Raw genomic sequence first — 16,119 nt, forward strand, 5'->3', positions numbered from 1 at the left:
TGTGGGAGCGAGCCTGCTCGCGATAGCGGTGGACCAGTCAACATAAAAGTTGACTGACAGACCGCTATCGCGAGCAGGCTCGCTCCCACAGGGGGTGTGATGATTGTCTTTGGCAGCATGAAAACCAGGCGAAAACGCCAGTTTTAACTTCACCCTTGTAGACCGTCTTGCCCACCCCCATATTGGGGCGACTGACGCGTGAAGGAATTCAACTTGAGCGACCTTTTAAACCGCCGCCTGGCCCTGCTCGGCGAGCGCGCCAACCTCTCCCTGCTCGAACGGTGCCTGCACGGCATCGAGCGTGAATGCCTGCGCGTCACCGGCGATGGGCACCTGGCGCAGACCCCGCATCCCAAAGCCCTGGGTTCGGCGCTGACCAACGAACAGATCACTACCGACTATTCCGAGTCGCTGTTGGAGTTCATCACGCCAGCCCTGGCCAACCCGGCCGATACCCTGCGCAGCCTCGACAAGATCCACCGGTTTGCCTACAGCAAACTCGGCGACGAGTACCTGTGGAGCCCTTCGATGCCGTGCCCACTGCCGGCGGAAGAGGACATCCCGATCGCGTATTACGGCACCTCGAACATCGGTCGTCTCAAGTACGTCTATCGCAAGGGCCTGGCCCTGCGCTACGGCAAGACCATGCAATGCATTGCCGGGATCCACTACAACTTTTCCCTGCCGGAAAAGCTCTGGCCCCTGCTTCGGCAGGCCGAAGGCGTCGAGACCAGCGACCGTGATTTCCAGTCGTCGGCCTACATCGCGCTGATCCGCAATTTCCGCCGCTACAGCTGGTTGCTGATGTACCTGTTCGGTGCCTCGCCGGCCCTGGACGCCGGTTTCCTGCGCGGTCGCCCGCACCAGTTGGAGCAACTGGACCCGGACACCCTGTACCTGCCCTACGCCACCAGCCTGCGCATGAGCGACCTGGGTTACCAGAGCAACGCCCAGGCCGGCCTCACGCCTTGCTACAACGACCTGGCCAGTTACACCGACAGCCTGCGCAAAGCGGTGGCGACGCCTTATGCGCCGTACGTCGAAGTCGGCACTCACCAGAACGGCGAGTGGGTGCAGCTCAACACCAACATCCTGCAGATCGAAAACGAGTACTACTCCAACATCCGCCCCAAACGCGTGACCTACACCGGAGAGCGGCCGATCCAGGCCTTGATGGCCCGGGGTATCCAGTACGTCGAAGTGCGTTGCCTGGACATCAACCCGTTCCTGCCGATGGGCATCGACCTCACCGAGTCGCGATTCCTCGATGCGTTCCTGCTGTATTGCGGCCTCAATGACAGCCCGCAGCTGGAAAACAACGAATGCGGCAACGCCACGAGCAACTTCCTGACCGTGGTCAAGGAAGGCCGCAAGCCTGGCCTGCAATTGCAGCGCCAGGGTCAATCGGTGGACATGCAGGCCTGGGCCGTCGAATTGCTGGAAAAAATCGCCCCGCTGGCCTCGCTGCTCGACCAGAGCCAAGGTGGCGATGCCCACCGCCAGGCGCTGGACGCGCAATTGGCGAAAGTCCGCGACCCGTCCCTGACCCCCTCCGCCCAGGTACTGGCCGCCATGGCCGAACATCAGGAAAGCTTCGCCCAGTTCTCCCTGCGCCAAAGCAAGGCTCACGCCGAGTTCTTCCGCGCCGAGCCTTTGCCTGCCCAGGAACAGGCTGCATTCGAAGAAACCGCCCGGGAATCACTGGTCCAACAGGCCGATCTGGAACAGAACGAGGTGGGGGATTTCGACGTGTTCGTGGGTTCGTATCAGGCGAGCATCCTGGCGATCAGTAACTAACCGAGCATTCCCATGATTCCTGCGTGGGGATGCAGCTTTGTGGCGAGGGGATTTATCCCCGCTGGGTTGCGAAGCGACCCCAAAACGGCGGGAAGCGATCTGTCTGACACACTGAAGAGGAGCTTTAGGGCTGCTACGCAGCCCAGCGGGGCGGTGCGACGTTTCGCTAAATCCCCTCGCCACAAAAGCCATGTACAACTCCCATTTCTGCCCCTTGCATAGATTTTTTCGAAAATAAGCTCATTCGAAAAAGTTATTTATTTCCCAATTCTTAGATCATTTAGTCTCCTCCAACGCCGACCATCCGGTGGCCTGTTGAGGAGCTTTCCCATGTCTTTGAGTTTCCCCCTTCGCCTTCTCGCGGCCGCCTCCCTGGCTGCAACGAGTCTTTTTGCCCAGGCGACCGACCTGACCGTCGCTTACCAGACCACCGTCGACCCGGCCAAAGTCGCCCAGGCCGATGGCGCCTATGAAAAAGCCACCCAAACCAAGATCGACTGGCGCAAGTTCGACAACGGCGCCGATGTCATCACCGCCATCGCCTCGGGCGACGTGCAGATCGGCTACCTCGGTTCCAGCCCGTTGACGGCGGCCATCACCCGCAAGGTCCCGGTGGAAACCTTCCTCATCGCCACCCAGATCGGCGCCGCCGAGGCCTTGGTGGTGCGTGACGGTTCCGGCATCAACTCCCCGCAAGACCTGATCGGCAAGAAGATCGCCGTGCCGTTCGTGTCCACCGGCCATTACAGCCTGCTCGCCGCGTTGAAGCACTGGAACATCGACCCGTCGAAAGTCACCGTGCTCAACCTGGCGCCACCGGCCATCATCGCCGCCTGGAAGCGCGGCGACATCGACGCCACCTACGTCTGGGACCCGGCCCTCGGCGTGGCCAAGGAAAACGGCAAGGTCCTGATCACGTCCGCGGAACTGGCGAAGTTCGGCGCACCGACCTTCGACGCCTGGATCGTGCGCAAGGACTTCGCCCAGAAGCACCCTGAAATTGTTACTGCCTTCGCCAAAGTCACCCTGGATGCCTACGCCCACTACCGCAAGGACCCACAAGCCTGGCTGGCCGATGCGTCCAACGTCGACAAACTGGTGAAGCTCTCCGGCGCCAAGGCCAGCGATATCCCGCTGTTGCTGCAAGGCAACGTCTTTCCCCTGGCGGCCGATCAGGTCGTGAGCCTCGGCGCACCGACCACCCAAGCCATCACCAACACCGCAGCGTTCCTCAAGGAGCAAGGCAAGGTCGAAGCCGTGCTGCCGGACTACGCGCCTTACGTCAGCGCCAAATACATCACTCGTTGAGCGAAAAAAGGGAGACACGCGATGGCCTTGCTACAGCTGGAGCGCATCAGCGCACAGTACCCCGGCGCGGCAGAACCTGTGCTGGCGGATATTTCACTGACCCTGGGGCCCCAGCAATTGCTGGTTGCCCTCGGCCCGTCCGGCAGTGGCAAGACATCGCTGTTGAACCTGATTGCCGGGTTCGTCGAGCCCAGCGCCGGGCAGATCACCCTCGACGGCACGCCGGTCAAGGGCCCGAGCGCCGAGCGCGGCGTGGTGTTCCAGGACGATGCACTGCTGCCTTGGCAGGACGTGCTGGCAAACGTTGGGTTCGGCCTGGAACTGGCCGGGGTCGGCAAGCAACAGCGCGAAGCCCGGGCCCGGGAAATGCTTGCCCTGGTGGACCTGGCCGGTTTCGAGCAACGCCGTGTCTGGCAGCTCTCCGGCGGCCAGAAGCAACGCGTCGGCCTGGCCCGGGCACTGGCGGCCGACCCGCGCGTGCTGTTGATGGACGAACCTTTCGGGGCGCTGGACGCCTTCACCCGCGAGCAGATGCAGGAACTGTTGCTGCAGGTCTGGCAGCGCACCGCCAAGCCGGTGTTCCTGATCACCCATGACATTGAAGAAGCCGTGTTCCTCGCCACTGACTTGATTCTGTTGGCACCGAACCCGGGGCAGATCGTCGAGCGCCTGAGCCTGGATTTCGGCCAGCGCTACGGGGCCGGGGAATCGGCGCGGTCGATCAAGTCCGACCCGCGCTTTATCGAAACCCGCGAACATGTGCTCGCCAAGGTGTTCTCCCAACGCAGCGCCACTCGGCCACAGGAGCGCGCATGAGCAGCTACGAAATTCCAGCCGCCGTCAGTGAAACGACGAGCAAGCGCCCGGCCGGCGGCTTGAGGCCCAGCCTGAGTACGCGCTGGATCAGCGGCTTGACCCTGATCGCACTGCTGGCGGTCTGGTGGGCCGTCACCGCCAGCGGCCTGATCGAACCGCTGTTCCTGCCCTCGCCGTCTGCCGTACTGCAAAAAGGTTGGCTGCTGGCGACCCGCGGCTACATGGACTCGACCCTCTGGCAGCACCTGGCCGCCAGCCTTGAACGCATCGGCCTGGGCCTGTTGTTCGCGGTGCTGACGGCGGTGCCGGTGGGCATCGCCATTGGCGCCAACCGCATCGCGCGCGGCGTGCTCGACCCGTTGATCGAGTTCTACCGGCCGATTCCGCCGTTGGCGTACTTGCCGTTGATCGTGATCTGGTGCGGCATCGGCGAGTTGTCGAAGGTGCTGTTGATCTACCTGGCGATCTTCGCCCCGATTGCCATTGCCACCGCCACCGGCGTGCGCACGGTCGACCGGGCCAAGCTACGCGCGGCGCAATCGTTGGGCGCCACGCGGGCCCAGTTGATTCGCCACGTGATCGTGCCCAGTGCCCTGCCGGACATTCTCACCGGCATTCGCATTGGCCTGGGCGTGGGTTGGTCGACGCTGGTGGCCGCCGAGCTGATCGCCGCCACCAGCGGCCTGGGGTTCATGGTGCAGTCAGCGGCGCAGTTCCTGGTCACCGATGTGGTGGTGCTGGGGATCCTGGTGATCGCGCTGATCGCCTTCGCCATGGAAATGGGCCTGCGCGCCCTGCAACGCAAACTGGTGCCATGGCACGGCCTGGCCCATTGATAGCCAATGACCACGCCGACCATTCGGCGCCCCAATCCGAGAACACGACGATGAACCGCCCGACCATTACTCCCTTGAGCACAGCCCTCGGCGCGCAGATCAGTGGGATCGATATCAGCCAGCCGCTGAGCCCGGAACATCGCGAGGCCATCGAGCAGGCCTTGCTCAAGCATCAGGTGGTGTTCTTTCGCGACCAGCCGATCGACCCGACGCAACAAGCGCGTTTCGCCGCGTATTTTGGCGACCTGCACATTCACCCGATCTACCCCAACGTACCGGAGCAGCCCGAAGTATTGGTGCTCGACACCGCCGTCACCGATGTCCGCGACAACGCCGTGTGGCACACCGACGTGACTTTTTTACCGACGCCGGCCATGGGCGCGGTGCTCAGCGCCAAGCTACTGCCGGCGTTTGGCGGCGACACGTTGTGGGCCAGCGGCATCGCGGCCTACGAAGCGCTGTCAGCCCCTTTGAAACGCTTGCTGGAAGGCCTGACAGCGACCCACGATTTCACCCGGTCCTTTCCATTGGAACGGTTTGGCAACACCGCCGAAGACCTGGCGCGCTGGGAAGCGGCACGGCGGAAAAACCCGCCACTGTCCCATCCGGTGATCCGCACTCATCCGGTGAGCGGGCGACGGTCGCTGTTCGTCAATGAAGGCTTCACGACACGGATCAACGAGCTGTCGGAAACCGAAAGCGAGGTGATCCTGAAACTGCTCTTCGCCCACGCCACCCGCCCGGAGTTCACCCTTCGCTGGCGCTGGCAGGTCAACGACGTGGCGTTCTGGGACAACCGCGTCACCCAGCACTTTGCCGTCGATGACTACCGCCCCGCCCGCCGGGTGATGCACCGGGCGACGGTGTTGGGGGATGTGCCGTTTTTCAGGTGAGGCACTGAATCTGGACTGCTCTTGTGGCGAGGGGATTTATCCCCGCTGGGCTGCGCAGCAGCCCCAATACATCTAAATGCGATCGGCCTGACACACCGGGGTGACAGGATTTGGGGCTGCTACGCAGCCCAGCGGGGATAAATCCCCTCGCCACAAGATTGTGTATTCAGCTGATCACTGCAGATCAGCCGATTCGTTACTCAGCCGACGAAGGCTTCTCCCAAAGATTGATCCCGCCCTCCAGGGCAAACCGATCGATCTGCGCCAGTTCTTCAGCACTGAAGCTCAGGTTCTTCAGCGCCCCGACGTTCTCGATAATCTGCTCCGGCCGGCTGGCACCAATCAGCGCGCTGGTCACGCGGGGATCGCGCAGGGTCCAGGCCAGGGCCATTTGCGCCAGGCTTTGGCCGCGCCGCTGGGCGATCTCATTAAGGGCACGTACATGGGCGATGTTTTCCTCCGACAGGTGCGAAGCCTGCAAAGAGCCGCCGCCCGGCCGATTCACCCGCGCATCGGCCGGAATACCCTTGAGGTACTTGTCGGTCAACAGGCCCTGGGCCAGTGGCGTAAAAGCGATCACACCGGTACCCAGTTCGTCGGTGGCGTCCAGCAGGTCTTTCTCTACCCAGCGGTTGAGCAGGTTGTAGGCCGGCTGGTGAATCAGCAGCGGGACTTTCCACTCTTTGAGCAGCGCCGCCATTTCCCGGGTCTTCACCCCGGAATACGAGGAAATGCCTATGTACAACGCCTTGCCCTGCTGTACGGCAGTGGCCAGTGCGCTGGCGGTTTCTTCCAGTGGGGTGTCGGGGTCGAAGCGGTGGGAATAAAAGATATCCACATAGTCCAGCCCCAGGCGTTGCAGGCTCTGGTCGAGGCTGGCGAGCACGTATTTGCGCGAGCCACCGCCCTGGCCGTAGGGGCCCGGCCACATGTCCCAACCGGCCTTGCTGGAGATGATCAACTCATCGCGGTACTGCTTGAAATCTTCGCGCAGCAACCGGCCGAAATTGATCTCGGCGCTGCCGTAGGGAGGGCCGTAGTTGTTTGCCAGGTCGAAGTGGTTGATGCCCAGGTCAAACGCCGTGCGCAGCAAGGCGCGCTGGGTATCGATAGGCGTGCTGTCGCCAAAGTTGTGCCACAACCCCAGCGACAGCGCCGGCAGCACCAGCCCGCTGCGACCGACACGGCGATAAGGAATGGACTCGTAGCGGTCTTGCGCAGCGGTGTAGGTCATCGAAAGGCTCTCTGTTCGGACGCTGGTGGCAGAAGCTAACACTTCACAGACGCATCGGTCAGGCTGAAAGTTCGCGCAAGGCCGCCGCAGCCAGAAAACCCGAACGCGAGCTGTAACGCTGGTCACGTCGCACGGTTTGATCGATGCGTTCAAGCAATTGCTCGGGCAGTGTGGCGTTGAACCGCACTGATTTCCCGAAATAGGGCGTGACATCAAACTCAACCACCCCCCATATCCCACCGGCGTATTGCGGATCGTCGAGATGATCGTCAATTTCATGGATCTGCGGCAGCAGTTCGCCGTCGGCTATCAGACCTTCATAGTGCAACGAGAGCGCTTCTTTCACATTTTCGAATGCCTGGCTCACGGTACTGCCTGCGGAGAAACAACCCGGTACATCCGGGACCGTCACTCCGTATTCGGAATCGGCATCCTTGTGCAGAACGACCGGAAATTTCATGTGGACGAATCCTTCCTCCAGATCCGGCAACCGCAGCAACCGGTCTGATAACAATGCATCCCCATCGGGGATTTCGTAATCGGTCATGGGCTTCATTTCAGGCCCGCCTGTTTCAATATGCTATTGATCGTGCCTCTGGGCAGATCGGCGTCAGGGTGTTTGATCGTCACCCTCCCAGCCTTGAAGGCGTGTTTGTACTGGTGATGGCTACCCTTGATTGCCACTAGATACCAACCATCCTCTTCGATCTTCCTGATCATTTCCCGACTTCGCATCACCTTTGCCTTATTCGACAGCTCTGCCGGAAAACTCTAGCTGCGAAAGATGATTTCGATACACACAATACACACCCTGAAAAAATTTTAGCTCAACTCTCCAGCCAATGCACCGCCATCACCACTCGGTCATCGCGCCTGCGCAAACACCTCCGCCACCCAATCCACGAATACACGAACCCGCGGCGACATGAGTCGGTTCTGCGGATAGAGCACCGACACAGGCATGGACGGTGGTGGGGTGGCGGTGAGCACTTCCTGCATCAGGCCCTGGCGGATCGGCTCTTGCATCCGGTAATGCGGGCATTGGATCAGGCCCAGGCCGGCGATGGCCGAGGCGGCATAGATTTCGGCGCCGGACACCGACAGCGAGCCCCCGATCGGGACCTCCTTGAGCTCGCCATCGACCATGAACTCAAACGGATAGAGTTTGGCGGTGGTCCGCGAGACGTAGTTCACCGCTCTGTGATGTTTCAAGTCATCGAGGCTTTTCGGCTCACCGTACTGGCGCAGGTAACCGGGACTGGCACAGGTGATCTGCCGGAGATTGGCGACACGCCGGCCGATCAATGACGAATCCGCCAGCTCACCGGAGCGCAGCACGCAATCGACGCCTTCGGCAATCAGGTCGACGAAACGATCGGCCTCGCTGATGAACAGTTCTATTTCGGGATAACGGGCCATGAATTGCGGCAACGCCGGAATCACGAAATACCGTGCCTGGGTTCCGTGCAAGTCCACCCTCAACTTGCCTTTGGGCGCCACGCCGCGAAACGCCAGTTCGGCTTCTTCAAGTTCCGCCAGCAATTGCACGCAGCGTGGGTAATAGGCTTCGCCATCGAGGGTCGGGCGCACCTTGCGAGTGCTGCGTTCCAACAAGCGAACGCCCAGCCAGGCTTCGAATTGATTGAGGATGTGGGTCAGCGTGGCCCGTGGCATGTTCAAGTCTTCAGCGGCCAGGGTGAAACTGCTTCGCTCGTAGATGCGCACGAACACCTTCATCGCTCTGACTTGATCCATCTGAATCCGGCGCCTTTATTGTTAGTGATTGTTGAACAGTCAAGGCAACTTTCGGGCATTTATCGCCGAGAGTAAACATGTGAACCTGGCCTCACCCACTTCAAGAGGACTCAAGCATGCCGACTCAAACGTCCAAAGTTGCCATCGTTACCGGTGCTTCCCGCGGCATCGGCGCCGAAATCGCCAAGCAACTGGCTAGCGAGGGTTTCGCCGTCGTCATCAACTACGCCAACAGCGCCAGCGAGGCGTCCAAGTTGGTGGTGCAATTGCGCCAGGCCGGCCACCAAGCCATAGCGGTGAAGGCAGACGTGTCCTCTGCCGCCGATGTTCGTCGGATGTTCGATGAAACCGAAGCGCAACTGGGCAAGGTCGACGTGTTGATCAACAACGCCGGCATCCTCCAGGTGATGCCCCTGGCGCAGCACAGCGACGAGCTGTTCGACCAGACGTTCGCCATCAACACCCGTGGCACCTTCAATACCCTGCGCGAGGCCGCGACCCGTTTGAATGACGGTGGCCGGATCGTGAATTTTTCCAGCAGCACCGTGGGCCTGAACCTGCCCGGCTATTCGGTGTACATCGCCAGCAAGGCCGCAGTGGAATCCCTGACCCAGGTGTTCGCCAAGGAACTGCGTGGTCGGCAGATCACGGTCAATGCCGTGGCCCCCGGCCCCGTCGCGACCGAACTGTTCATGCATGGCAAGAGTGAGGAGCAGGTGCAGCACTACGCCAAGATGCCGCCCCTGGAGCGCCTCGGCCAGCCGCAAGACATTGCCAGCATCATCGCGTTTCTGGTGAGCCCGGCTGCCGGCTGGGTGAACGGGCAGATCCTGCGGGCCAACGGCGGGCTGGTCTGAGGCTTTTTCCTGCGTCGCCAGCTAAACCGCTATCGCGAGCAGGCTCGCTCCCACAGGGTTATGTGATTTCCCGTGTGGGAGCGAGCCTGCTCGCGATGGGGTCGACGCGGTGGCAGATGAAAAACCGGACTGGTCAGCGCACCAAATGCAGGAACTGCAGGTGCCGCTCGTACTGGTCGAGGATGTCGTTGATGATTTGCTCCTTGGTGTAGCCCACCAGGTCGTAATCCTGGCTGCCTTCGCTCAAGTGCACCTCGGCACGGTAGTAACGACGGTTGTTGAGTTCCTTCGAGCCCATGCCGCCGCGGGCGAAGGACGGCGTGAAGTAGCCGCGCATCTGCACCTGGTAGATGAACGGATGCTGCTCGCCGTGGCCGATCTCCAGGCTGACGTTGTCGTTGGCCGGGTCGGGCTGGGTCACCACCGTCAGGCCCTTTTCGACGAACACCGCGGTCACTTCTTCAATGGCCGGGCGCACCGTCGTATCGAGGAAACGGTACACCTCATCACGGGACGGAAAATGCACCGCCTGGCTCAAGCGTTGGCGCCAGCCGCCCGTGCCCCGACGTGAACCCGACACCGGCGCCAGGGAGTGCAATTGCGCGATCTGCTTCTGCGACTCCAGGTAGAACGCCTTGTGCAGGCCCCACATCATCAGCAGCAGAATCAACGAGAACGGCAAGGACGTCAGCACCACCGCCGACTTCAAGGCATCGATGCTGCCGGAGAACAGCAGCGCACTGGTCACCAGGGCCGTCATCGCGCCCCAGAACACCCGCAGCCATTTCGGCCCGTCCTCATCGGGGTTGCCGCCCTTGGCCGACAACGTCGACAGCACCACGGTGCCCGAGTCGGCGGACGTGACGAAGAACACGAAACTGATAAACACGGTGACGGCGATGACGGTCTTGCTCCAGGGGTAGGTTTCCAGCAGCAGGTAAAGGCTCATCGATGGGTTTTCCAGGGCGGACATGCCCAGGGCACTCATGCCGTGGTTCAGCACCTGGTCGATGGCGCTGTTGCCGAAGATCGACATCCACGCCAGGGTGAAACCCAGCGGAATCAGCAACACGCCAAAGACGAATTCACGGATGGTGCGGCCACGGGAAATCCGTGCGATGAACAGCCCCACGAACGGCGACCACGCGATCCACCAGGCCCAGTAAAACACCGTCCAGCCGCCCAGCCAGTCGCTGGGTTCGTTGTAGGCGTACAGGTCAAAGCTCTTCATCGGCAGGGCGCCGAGGTAATCGCCAATGTTCTGGATCAAGGTGTTGAGCAAATGCTGGGTGGGTCCGGCGAACAGCACGAACAGCAACAACGCGCAGGCCAGCAGCATGTTGATGTCGGACATGACCCGCACGCCCTTGTCGACACCGGCCACCGCCACAATGATCGCCGCGCCCATCATCAGCACGATCAGGCCGACTTGAATCCACTGGGTGTGGGCGATGCCGAACAGGTAATCGAGCCCGGAATTGAGGTGCAACACACCAAAGCCCATGTCCGCGCCGAGGCCGAACACCGTGGCGATAATGCCGAAGCCGTCCACGGCGTAGCCGATGGGGCCGTTGATGCGTTTGCCGATCAGCGGGTACAGCGCCGAACGCAGGGCCAGCGGTAAATTGTGCCGGTAGGCGAAGTACGCCAAGGCCATGCCGACGAACGCGAAAACGCCCCAGCCGTGCAGACCCCAGTGCAAGAACAGGATCTGCATGGCCTGGCGTGCCGCCTCGGCGGTACCGGCCTCGCCCTGGGGCGGCTGGACCATGTGGGTCAGCGGCTCGGACACGCAGAAGAAAAACAGCGTGATGCTGATGCCGGCGGCGAACAGCATGCCGGCCCAGGACAGATAACTGAATTCGGGCTCGTCGTGGTCGGCACCGAGCTTGATCTTGCCGTAGCCGGACAAGGCGGTGACCACCACGAAGACCAGATACAGCGTCATCGCCAGCATGTAATACCAGCCGACCGTATTGGCCGCCCAGTTCTGCGCCGCCAGCAACCAGGCGCCGGCCTGCGCGGGCATGGCAATCACCACCAGGCCGAACAGCAGGATGAAGGTCGCGGCGAAGTAAAAGACCGGCGGGTTCATGCGGACCAGGCCGCTGGGTGGAAGGGACGAGGCACTCATGAAACAAGTACCTCGGGAGAAAAAATCATGGCGGTCGAAAACGGACTCGGCAAAGGCAAGCCTCCTGTTGTGAGCGGGCAGCAAACCGACGGTTTAACTTGAATGAACGTTCAAGTTAAACATGAATAGCTAGCTAAGGACTAATCGCAGGGCTCGACGGCACGCTTCCTACACTAGCCTACGGGAGGGTATGACGTTGCCTGGCGGACATTCGTTCAGTGTTCAAAGTCAGATGCACAGCCCAACACAGCCCCTGTGGGAGCGAGCTTGCTCGCTCCCACAGGTTTCTCGGCGCTCACAAATCATCCGCCACCTCGGTTTACGCCCCGACAAATGATTGCCGGTTGCCCATGAATATCGGCGTGCCTATAGTCCAGGCATCGCCTACAACCAGTACGGACCCATGATCAAACAACAGCTGTCTCGCTTTAACCGTCTCGACCTGCTCGGCCATCCGACACCGCTGGAAAAACTCGACCGCCTCTCCACCTGGCTCGGCCGGGACATCTATATCAAGCGTGACGACCTGACGCCCCTGGCCATGGGCGGCAACAAACTGCGCAAGCTCGAATACCTGGCCGCCGATGCCATCGCCCAAGGCGCCGATACCCTCATCACCGCCGGGGCGATCCAGTCCAACCATGTACGCCAGACCGCCGCCCTCGCCGCAAAGCTGGGCCTGGGCTGCGTGGCCTTGCTGGAAAACCCCATCGGCACCGAAGACAGCAATTACCTGGGCAACGGCAACCGGCTGCTGCTGGAGTTGTTCGACGCCAAGGTCGAGCTGGTGGACAACCTGGACAACGCCGATGAGCAGCTACAAGCGCTGGCCGGTCGCCTGCGCAGCAACGGGAAAAAACCCTACCTGGTGCCGATTGGTGGTTCGAACGCCTTGGGCGCACTGGGTTATGTGCGCGCAGGCCTGGAACTGGCCGAGCAGATCAAGGACACCGGGATTGAGTTCGCCGCCGTGGTACTGGCCTCGGGCAGTGCCGGCACCCACAGCGGCCTGGCGCTGGCGCTGAGCGAAGCCCTGCCGGTGTTGCCTGTCATCGGCGTGACGGTTTCGCGCAGCGAGGAGGACCAGTTTCCAAAGGTCCAGGGCCTGGCCGAGCGCACGGCAGCGTTGCTCGACGTCGCCCTTCCAGAAGCGTTCAAAGTGAACCTGTGGGACGAGTATTTCGCCCCCCGCTACGGTGAACCCAACGCCGGGACACTGGCAGCGGTCAAGCTGCTGGCCAGCCAGGAAGGGCTGCTGCTCGATCCGGTCTACACCGGCAAGGCCATGGCCGGCCTGCTCGACGGCATGGGGCGCGACCGTTTCGACGAAGGCCCGATCATCTTCCTGCACACCGGCGGCGCACCGGCGTTGTTTGCCTACAGCGCGGCGTTCTGAGATATCGGGGGAACCTCTATGTGGGAGCGAGCCTGCTCGCGATAGCGGTGGATCAGCCAAGATCAATTTGGCTGAAAGACCATCGCGAGCAGGCTCGCTCCCACAGGAGAAATCCATTACATATTGGAATATGTAGTTGATTTAATATTATTTTCCAATCTATAAAAGCCACCCTATAGTCTCGCCGCAGGCGCATTTGCCGCGAGACGCCCAAGCTGCTTTAAGGCAGGATGTGGCAATCTTTTCGGATCGCGGCTACGCCTTATCTCAGCCAAAATAACCGCTTCATAAGAAAACACAGGGGCTTGTCATGAATTTTTCCGCATTACGTCGCAACCTGTTGGTAGGTTCGCTGGGCCTGGCATTGAGCGCCGGCTTGTTGGGGCAAGCGGTTGCCGGTGAGCAACTGCAGAAGATCAAGGACGCCGGCGAAATCAAGATCGGCCTGGAAGGCACTTATCCACCGTTCAGTTTCGTTGATGAGAGCGGCAAACTGACCGGCTTCGAAGTGGAGTTCTCCGAAGCCCTGGCCAAGGAGCTGGGTGTGAAGGTCAAGCTGCAGACGACCCCATGGGCCGGCATCCTCGCGGCTTTGGAATCCAAGCGTCTGGACGCAGTGGTCAACCAGGTGACCATCTCCGAGGAGCGTAAGAAAAAGTACGATTTCTCCGAGCCGTACACCGTTTCCGGGATTCAAGCGCTGGTCCTGACCAAGAAAGCCGCCGAGCTGAACATCAAGAAGGCCGCCGACCTGGACGGTAAAAAAGTCGGCGTGGGCCTGGGCACCAACTACGAACAGTGGGTCAAGGCAGCAGTACCGGGCGCCCAAGTCAAAACCTACGATGACGACCCAACCAAGTTCCAGGACCTGCGCGTCGGCCGTATCGATACCATCCTGATCGACCGCCTGGCCGCGCTGGAATACGCCAAGAAAGCCAAGGACACCTCCGTCACCAGCGAAGCCTTTTCGCGCCAGGAGTCCGGTATTGCCCTGCGCAAAGGCGAGCCTGAGCTGCTGGCAGCCGTGAACAAGGCCATCGAAAAACTGCGCGCCGACGGTACGCTGAAAAAGCTTTCGGAAAAATACTTCAGCGCTGACGTTACCCAATAATGGAAGCAGCTCTTCAACTCGCACTGGACTCCGCGCCCTTCCTGCTCAAGGGCGCGTATTACACGGTCATCCTCAGCCTGGGCGGCATGTTTTTCGGCTTGCTGCTGGGGTTCGGCCTGGCGCTGATGCGCCTGTCGCGCTTCAAACTGGTGAACTGGATCGCCCGCATCTACGTGTCGTTCTTTCGCGGCACGCCGTTGCTGGTGCAGTTGTTCGTGATCTATTACGGGTTGCCGCAACTGGGCATCGAGCTGGATCCGCTACCGGCGGCCCTGATCGGTTTCTCGCTGAACATGGCCGCCTACGCGTGTGAAATCCTGCGGGCCGCCATCAGCTCCATCGAGCGCGGCCAGTGGGAAGCGGCGGCAAGCATCGGCATGACCCGCGCCCAGACCCTGCGCCGGGCCATCCTGCCGCAAGCCGCACGCACGGCCCTGCCGCCGTTGGGCAACAGCTTCATTTCCCTGGTCAAGGACACCGCGCTGGCGGCGACCATCCAGGTACCGGAGCTGTTCCGCCAGGCGCAGTTGATCACCGCGCGAACCTTCGAAATCTTCACCATGTACCTTGCCGCCGCGCTGATCTATTGGGTTCTGGCCAGCGTGCTCTCGCACCTGCAGAACGTCCTGGAAGCCCGGGTCAATCGGCATGACCAGGAGTCCTGACCCATGATTGTCGTGGAAAAACTGACAAAGCAGTTCAAGGGTCAGGTGGTGCTCAACGGCATCGACTTGAAGATCGAAGAAGGCGAAGTGGTTGCGATCATCGGTCCCAGCGGCTCGGGCAAGACCACCTTCCTGCGCTGCTTGAACTTCCTCGAAGAGCCTACCAGTGGCCGGATCAAGGTCGGCGACATCGAAATCGATGGCAGTCGCCCGCTGAACCAGCAACAGGGCCTGGTGCGCCGTTTGCGCCAGCAGGTGGGCTTCGTGTTCCAGAACTTCAACCTGTTTCCCCATCGCACCGCATTGGAAAATGTCACTGAAGGCCCGCAGGTGGTGAAAAAAATCCCCCGCGCCGAAGCCGAAGCCATGGGGCGCAAGCTCTTGGCCAAGGTCGGCTTGGCCGGCAAGGAGGACGCCTATCCACGGCGCCTTTCCGGCGGCCAGCAACAGCGCGTGGCGATTGCCCGGGCGTTGGCGATGGAACCGGCGGTGATCCTGTTCGACGAGCCGACCTCGGCCCTCGATCCGGAACTGGTGGGCGAGGTACTGGCAACCATTCGCGGCTTGGCCGAAGAAAAACGCACCATGGTCATCGTGACCCACGAAATGGGTTTCGCCCGGGATGTGGCCAACCGCGTGGTGTTTTTCGACAAAGGCGTGATCGTCGAACAAGGTGAAGCCAAGGCCTTGTTTGCAGCCCCCAAGGAAGAACGCACGCGACAGTTCCTCAGCAAGTTCCTCTCCGCCGGGCACGGCGCTCAGTAAGTTATGGGCAGTGTCATCACTTCCAGGGATGGAAGTGGGACCGCTGCCACACACTCAACACAACACTGCCATCAACTTGGCTATAACGAAACAACTTGAAACTTGCGCCCCGCTCAACATCCGCGACCGTTTTATGTGCGCATGGACATACCTCTCGTAACACTTCCCTGCGGCCCAAGCGCCCCTCCTCTTTAGTCTCAAGACGCTCTTTCGAGCTTTTTAAAAAACCGGCTGGCTTAGGAAAAAGGCCTGTGACGCCGCGCATTCTTAACATGCATGCGTAGGACGTTTCTGAAGCCTTTCACAATGAATTATTAAGCAAGTGCCTCTATTGACACTGAAACTATTGAGCCCTTATCTAGTGCCCAACAGGCGATGCACATTATTTATTTTCTGCACAGTGACTAGGCGCAGCCTAGCCTATATGGCTGCACATAAAATATGTCGCGATCAGTCATCGCCGTTGATCTTCCCGAAACGGACTTAGTTTTCAAGCATCAAGGAGAACACCATGACATGTAAGTCGAAGAGTCCTGAACTGGCCGCCCCCAC

15 protein-coding genes are annotated in these 16,119 nt (G+C 60.8%); 10 read left to right on the plus strand and 5 right to left on the minus strand.

Annotation, left to right across the window (positions count from 1 at the left end):
* Positions 1–213 precede the first annotated feature (213 nt).
* The 5 genes from gshA to tauD all read left to right on the plus strand — a co-directional run bounded on the left by gshA (position 214) and on the right by tauD (position 5,650).
* Positions 214–1,797, plus strand: a complete 1,584-nt coding sequence (gene gshA / locus B0E42_RS24640) for a glutamate--cysteine ligase (protein ID WP_077508036.1) — start codon at positions 214–216, stop codon at positions 1,795–1,797.
* 330 nt (positions 1,798–2,127) lie between these two features.
* Positions 2,128–3,105, plus strand: coding sequence for a taurine ABC transporter substrate-binding protein (tauA, locus tag B0E42_RS24645; protein WP_077508039.1), 978 nt, complete (start codon positions 2,128–2,130; stop codon positions 3,103–3,105).
* A gap of 21 nt (positions 3,106–3,126) precedes the next feature.
* Positions 3,127–3,921 carry a taurine ABC transporter ATP-binding subunit gene (tauB, locus tag B0E42_RS24650; protein ID WP_053177621.1) on the plus strand — a complete coding sequence of 265 codons (795 nt, stop codon included), beginning with the start codon at positions 3,127–3,129 and terminating at the stop codon, positions 3,919–3,921.
* The gene (tauC, locus tag B0E42_RS24655) at positions 3,918–4,757 is read left to right on the plus strand and encodes a taurine ABC transporter permease TauC (RefSeq protein WP_018608808.1); all 840 of its coding nucleotides are present in this window, start codon (positions 3,918–3,920) and stop codon (positions 4,755–4,757) included. Before tauB ends, tauC begins: the two co-directional genes overlap by 4 nt.
* A gap of 50 nt (positions 4,758–4,807) precedes the next feature.
* Complete coding sequence (gene tauD, locus B0E42_RS24660; RefSeq protein WP_077508042.1) at positions 4,808–5,650, plus strand: taurine dioxygenase; 843 nt, start codon at positions 4,808–4,810, stop codon at positions 5,648–5,650.
* Positions 5,651–5,846: 196 nt separating this feature from the next.
* On the opposite strand, the gene mgrA is transcribed toward tauD, so the two are convergent.
* From mgrA to B0E42_RS24680, 4 genes are all read right to left on the minus strand, one after another.
* A complete protein-coding gene (mgrA, locus tag B0E42_RS24665; protein WP_018608812.1) occupies positions 5,847–6,884 on the minus strand; it encodes an L-glyceraldehyde 3-phosphate reductase in 1,038 nt (345 codons plus the stop codon).
* A gap of 58 nt (positions 6,885–6,942) precedes the next feature.
* Positions 6,943–7,344 (minus strand): type II toxin-antitoxin system HicB family antitoxin, encoded by a 402-nt coding sequence (locus tag B0E42_RS24670; RefSeq protein WP_077508048.1) that lies wholly within the window; start codon positions 7,342–7,344, stop codon positions 6,943–6,945.
* A gap of 92 nt (positions 7,345–7,436) precedes the next feature.
* Positions 7,437–7,619: a type II toxin-antitoxin system HicA family toxin gene (locus B0E42_RS24675; protein WP_018608816.1), complete on the minus strand. Its 183-nt coding sequence runs from the start codon at positions 7,617–7,619 to the stop codon at positions 7,437–7,439.
* Positions 7,620–7,748: 129 nt separating this feature from the next.
* Complete coding sequence (locus B0E42_RS24680; RefSeq protein ID WP_077508045.1) at positions 7,749–8,639, minus strand: LysR family transcriptional regulator; 891 nt, start codon at positions 8,637–8,639, stop codon at positions 7,749–7,751.
* 116 nt (positions 8,640–8,755) lie between these two features.
* On the opposite strand from B0E42_RS24680, the gene B0E42_RS24685 reads away from it, so the two are divergent.
* Entirely contained in the window at positions 8,756–9,496 is a 741-nt protein-coding gene (locus tag B0E42_RS24685) for an SDR family oxidoreductase (protein WP_018608821.1), read from the plus strand.
* 133 nt (positions 9,497–9,629) lie between these two features.
* On the opposite strand, the gene betT is transcribed toward B0E42_RS24685, so the two are convergent.
* Positions 9,630–11,591 (minus strand): choline transporter BetT, encoded by a 1,962-nt coding sequence (gene betT, locus B0E42_RS24690; protein WP_167310218.1) that lies wholly within the window; start codon positions 11,589–11,591, stop codon positions 9,630–9,632.
* A gap of 442 nt (positions 11,592–12,033) precedes the next feature.
* Between betT and B0E42_RS24695 the strand changes: the two genes are divergently transcribed.
* The 4 genes from B0E42_RS24695 (at position 12,034) to tcyN (ending at position 15,567) form a co-directional block, all read left to right on the plus strand.
* Positions 12,034–13,026, plus strand: coding sequence for a D-cysteine desulfhydrase (locus B0E42_RS24695; RefSeq protein WP_018608825.1), 993 nt, complete (start codon positions 12,034–12,036; stop codon positions 13,024–13,026).
* Between the two features lie 310 nt (positions 13,027–13,336).
* Positions 13,337–14,137, plus strand: coding sequence for a cystine ABC transporter substrate-binding protein (gene tcyJ / locus B0E42_RS24700; protein WP_018608826.1), 801 nt, complete (start codon positions 13,337–13,339; stop codon positions 14,135–14,137).
* Positions 14,137–14,802: a cystine ABC transporter permease gene (gene tcyL / locus B0E42_RS24705; RefSeq protein ID WP_014336021.1), complete on the plus strand. Its 666-nt coding sequence runs from the start codon at positions 14,137–14,139 to the stop codon at positions 14,800–14,802. The genes tcyJ and tcyL overlap by 1 nt, the downstream gene beginning before the upstream one ends.
* A gap of 3 nt (positions 14,803–14,805) precedes the next feature.
* A complete protein-coding gene (gene tcyN, locus B0E42_RS24710) occupies positions 14,806–15,567 on the plus strand; it encodes an L-cystine ABC transporter ATP-binding protein TcyN (RefSeq protein WP_018608830.1) in 762 nt (253 codons plus the stop codon).
* The last annotated feature ends 552 nt before the right edge of the window (positions 15,568–16,119 follow it).

The sequence above is a fragment of the Pseudomonas sp. A25(2017) genome, from assembly GCF_002001065.1.
In the GTDB taxonomy this organism is placed as follows: domain Bacteria; phylum Pseudomonadota; class Gammaproteobacteria; order Pseudomonadales; family Pseudomonadaceae; genus Aquipseudomonas; species Aquipseudomonas kilonensis.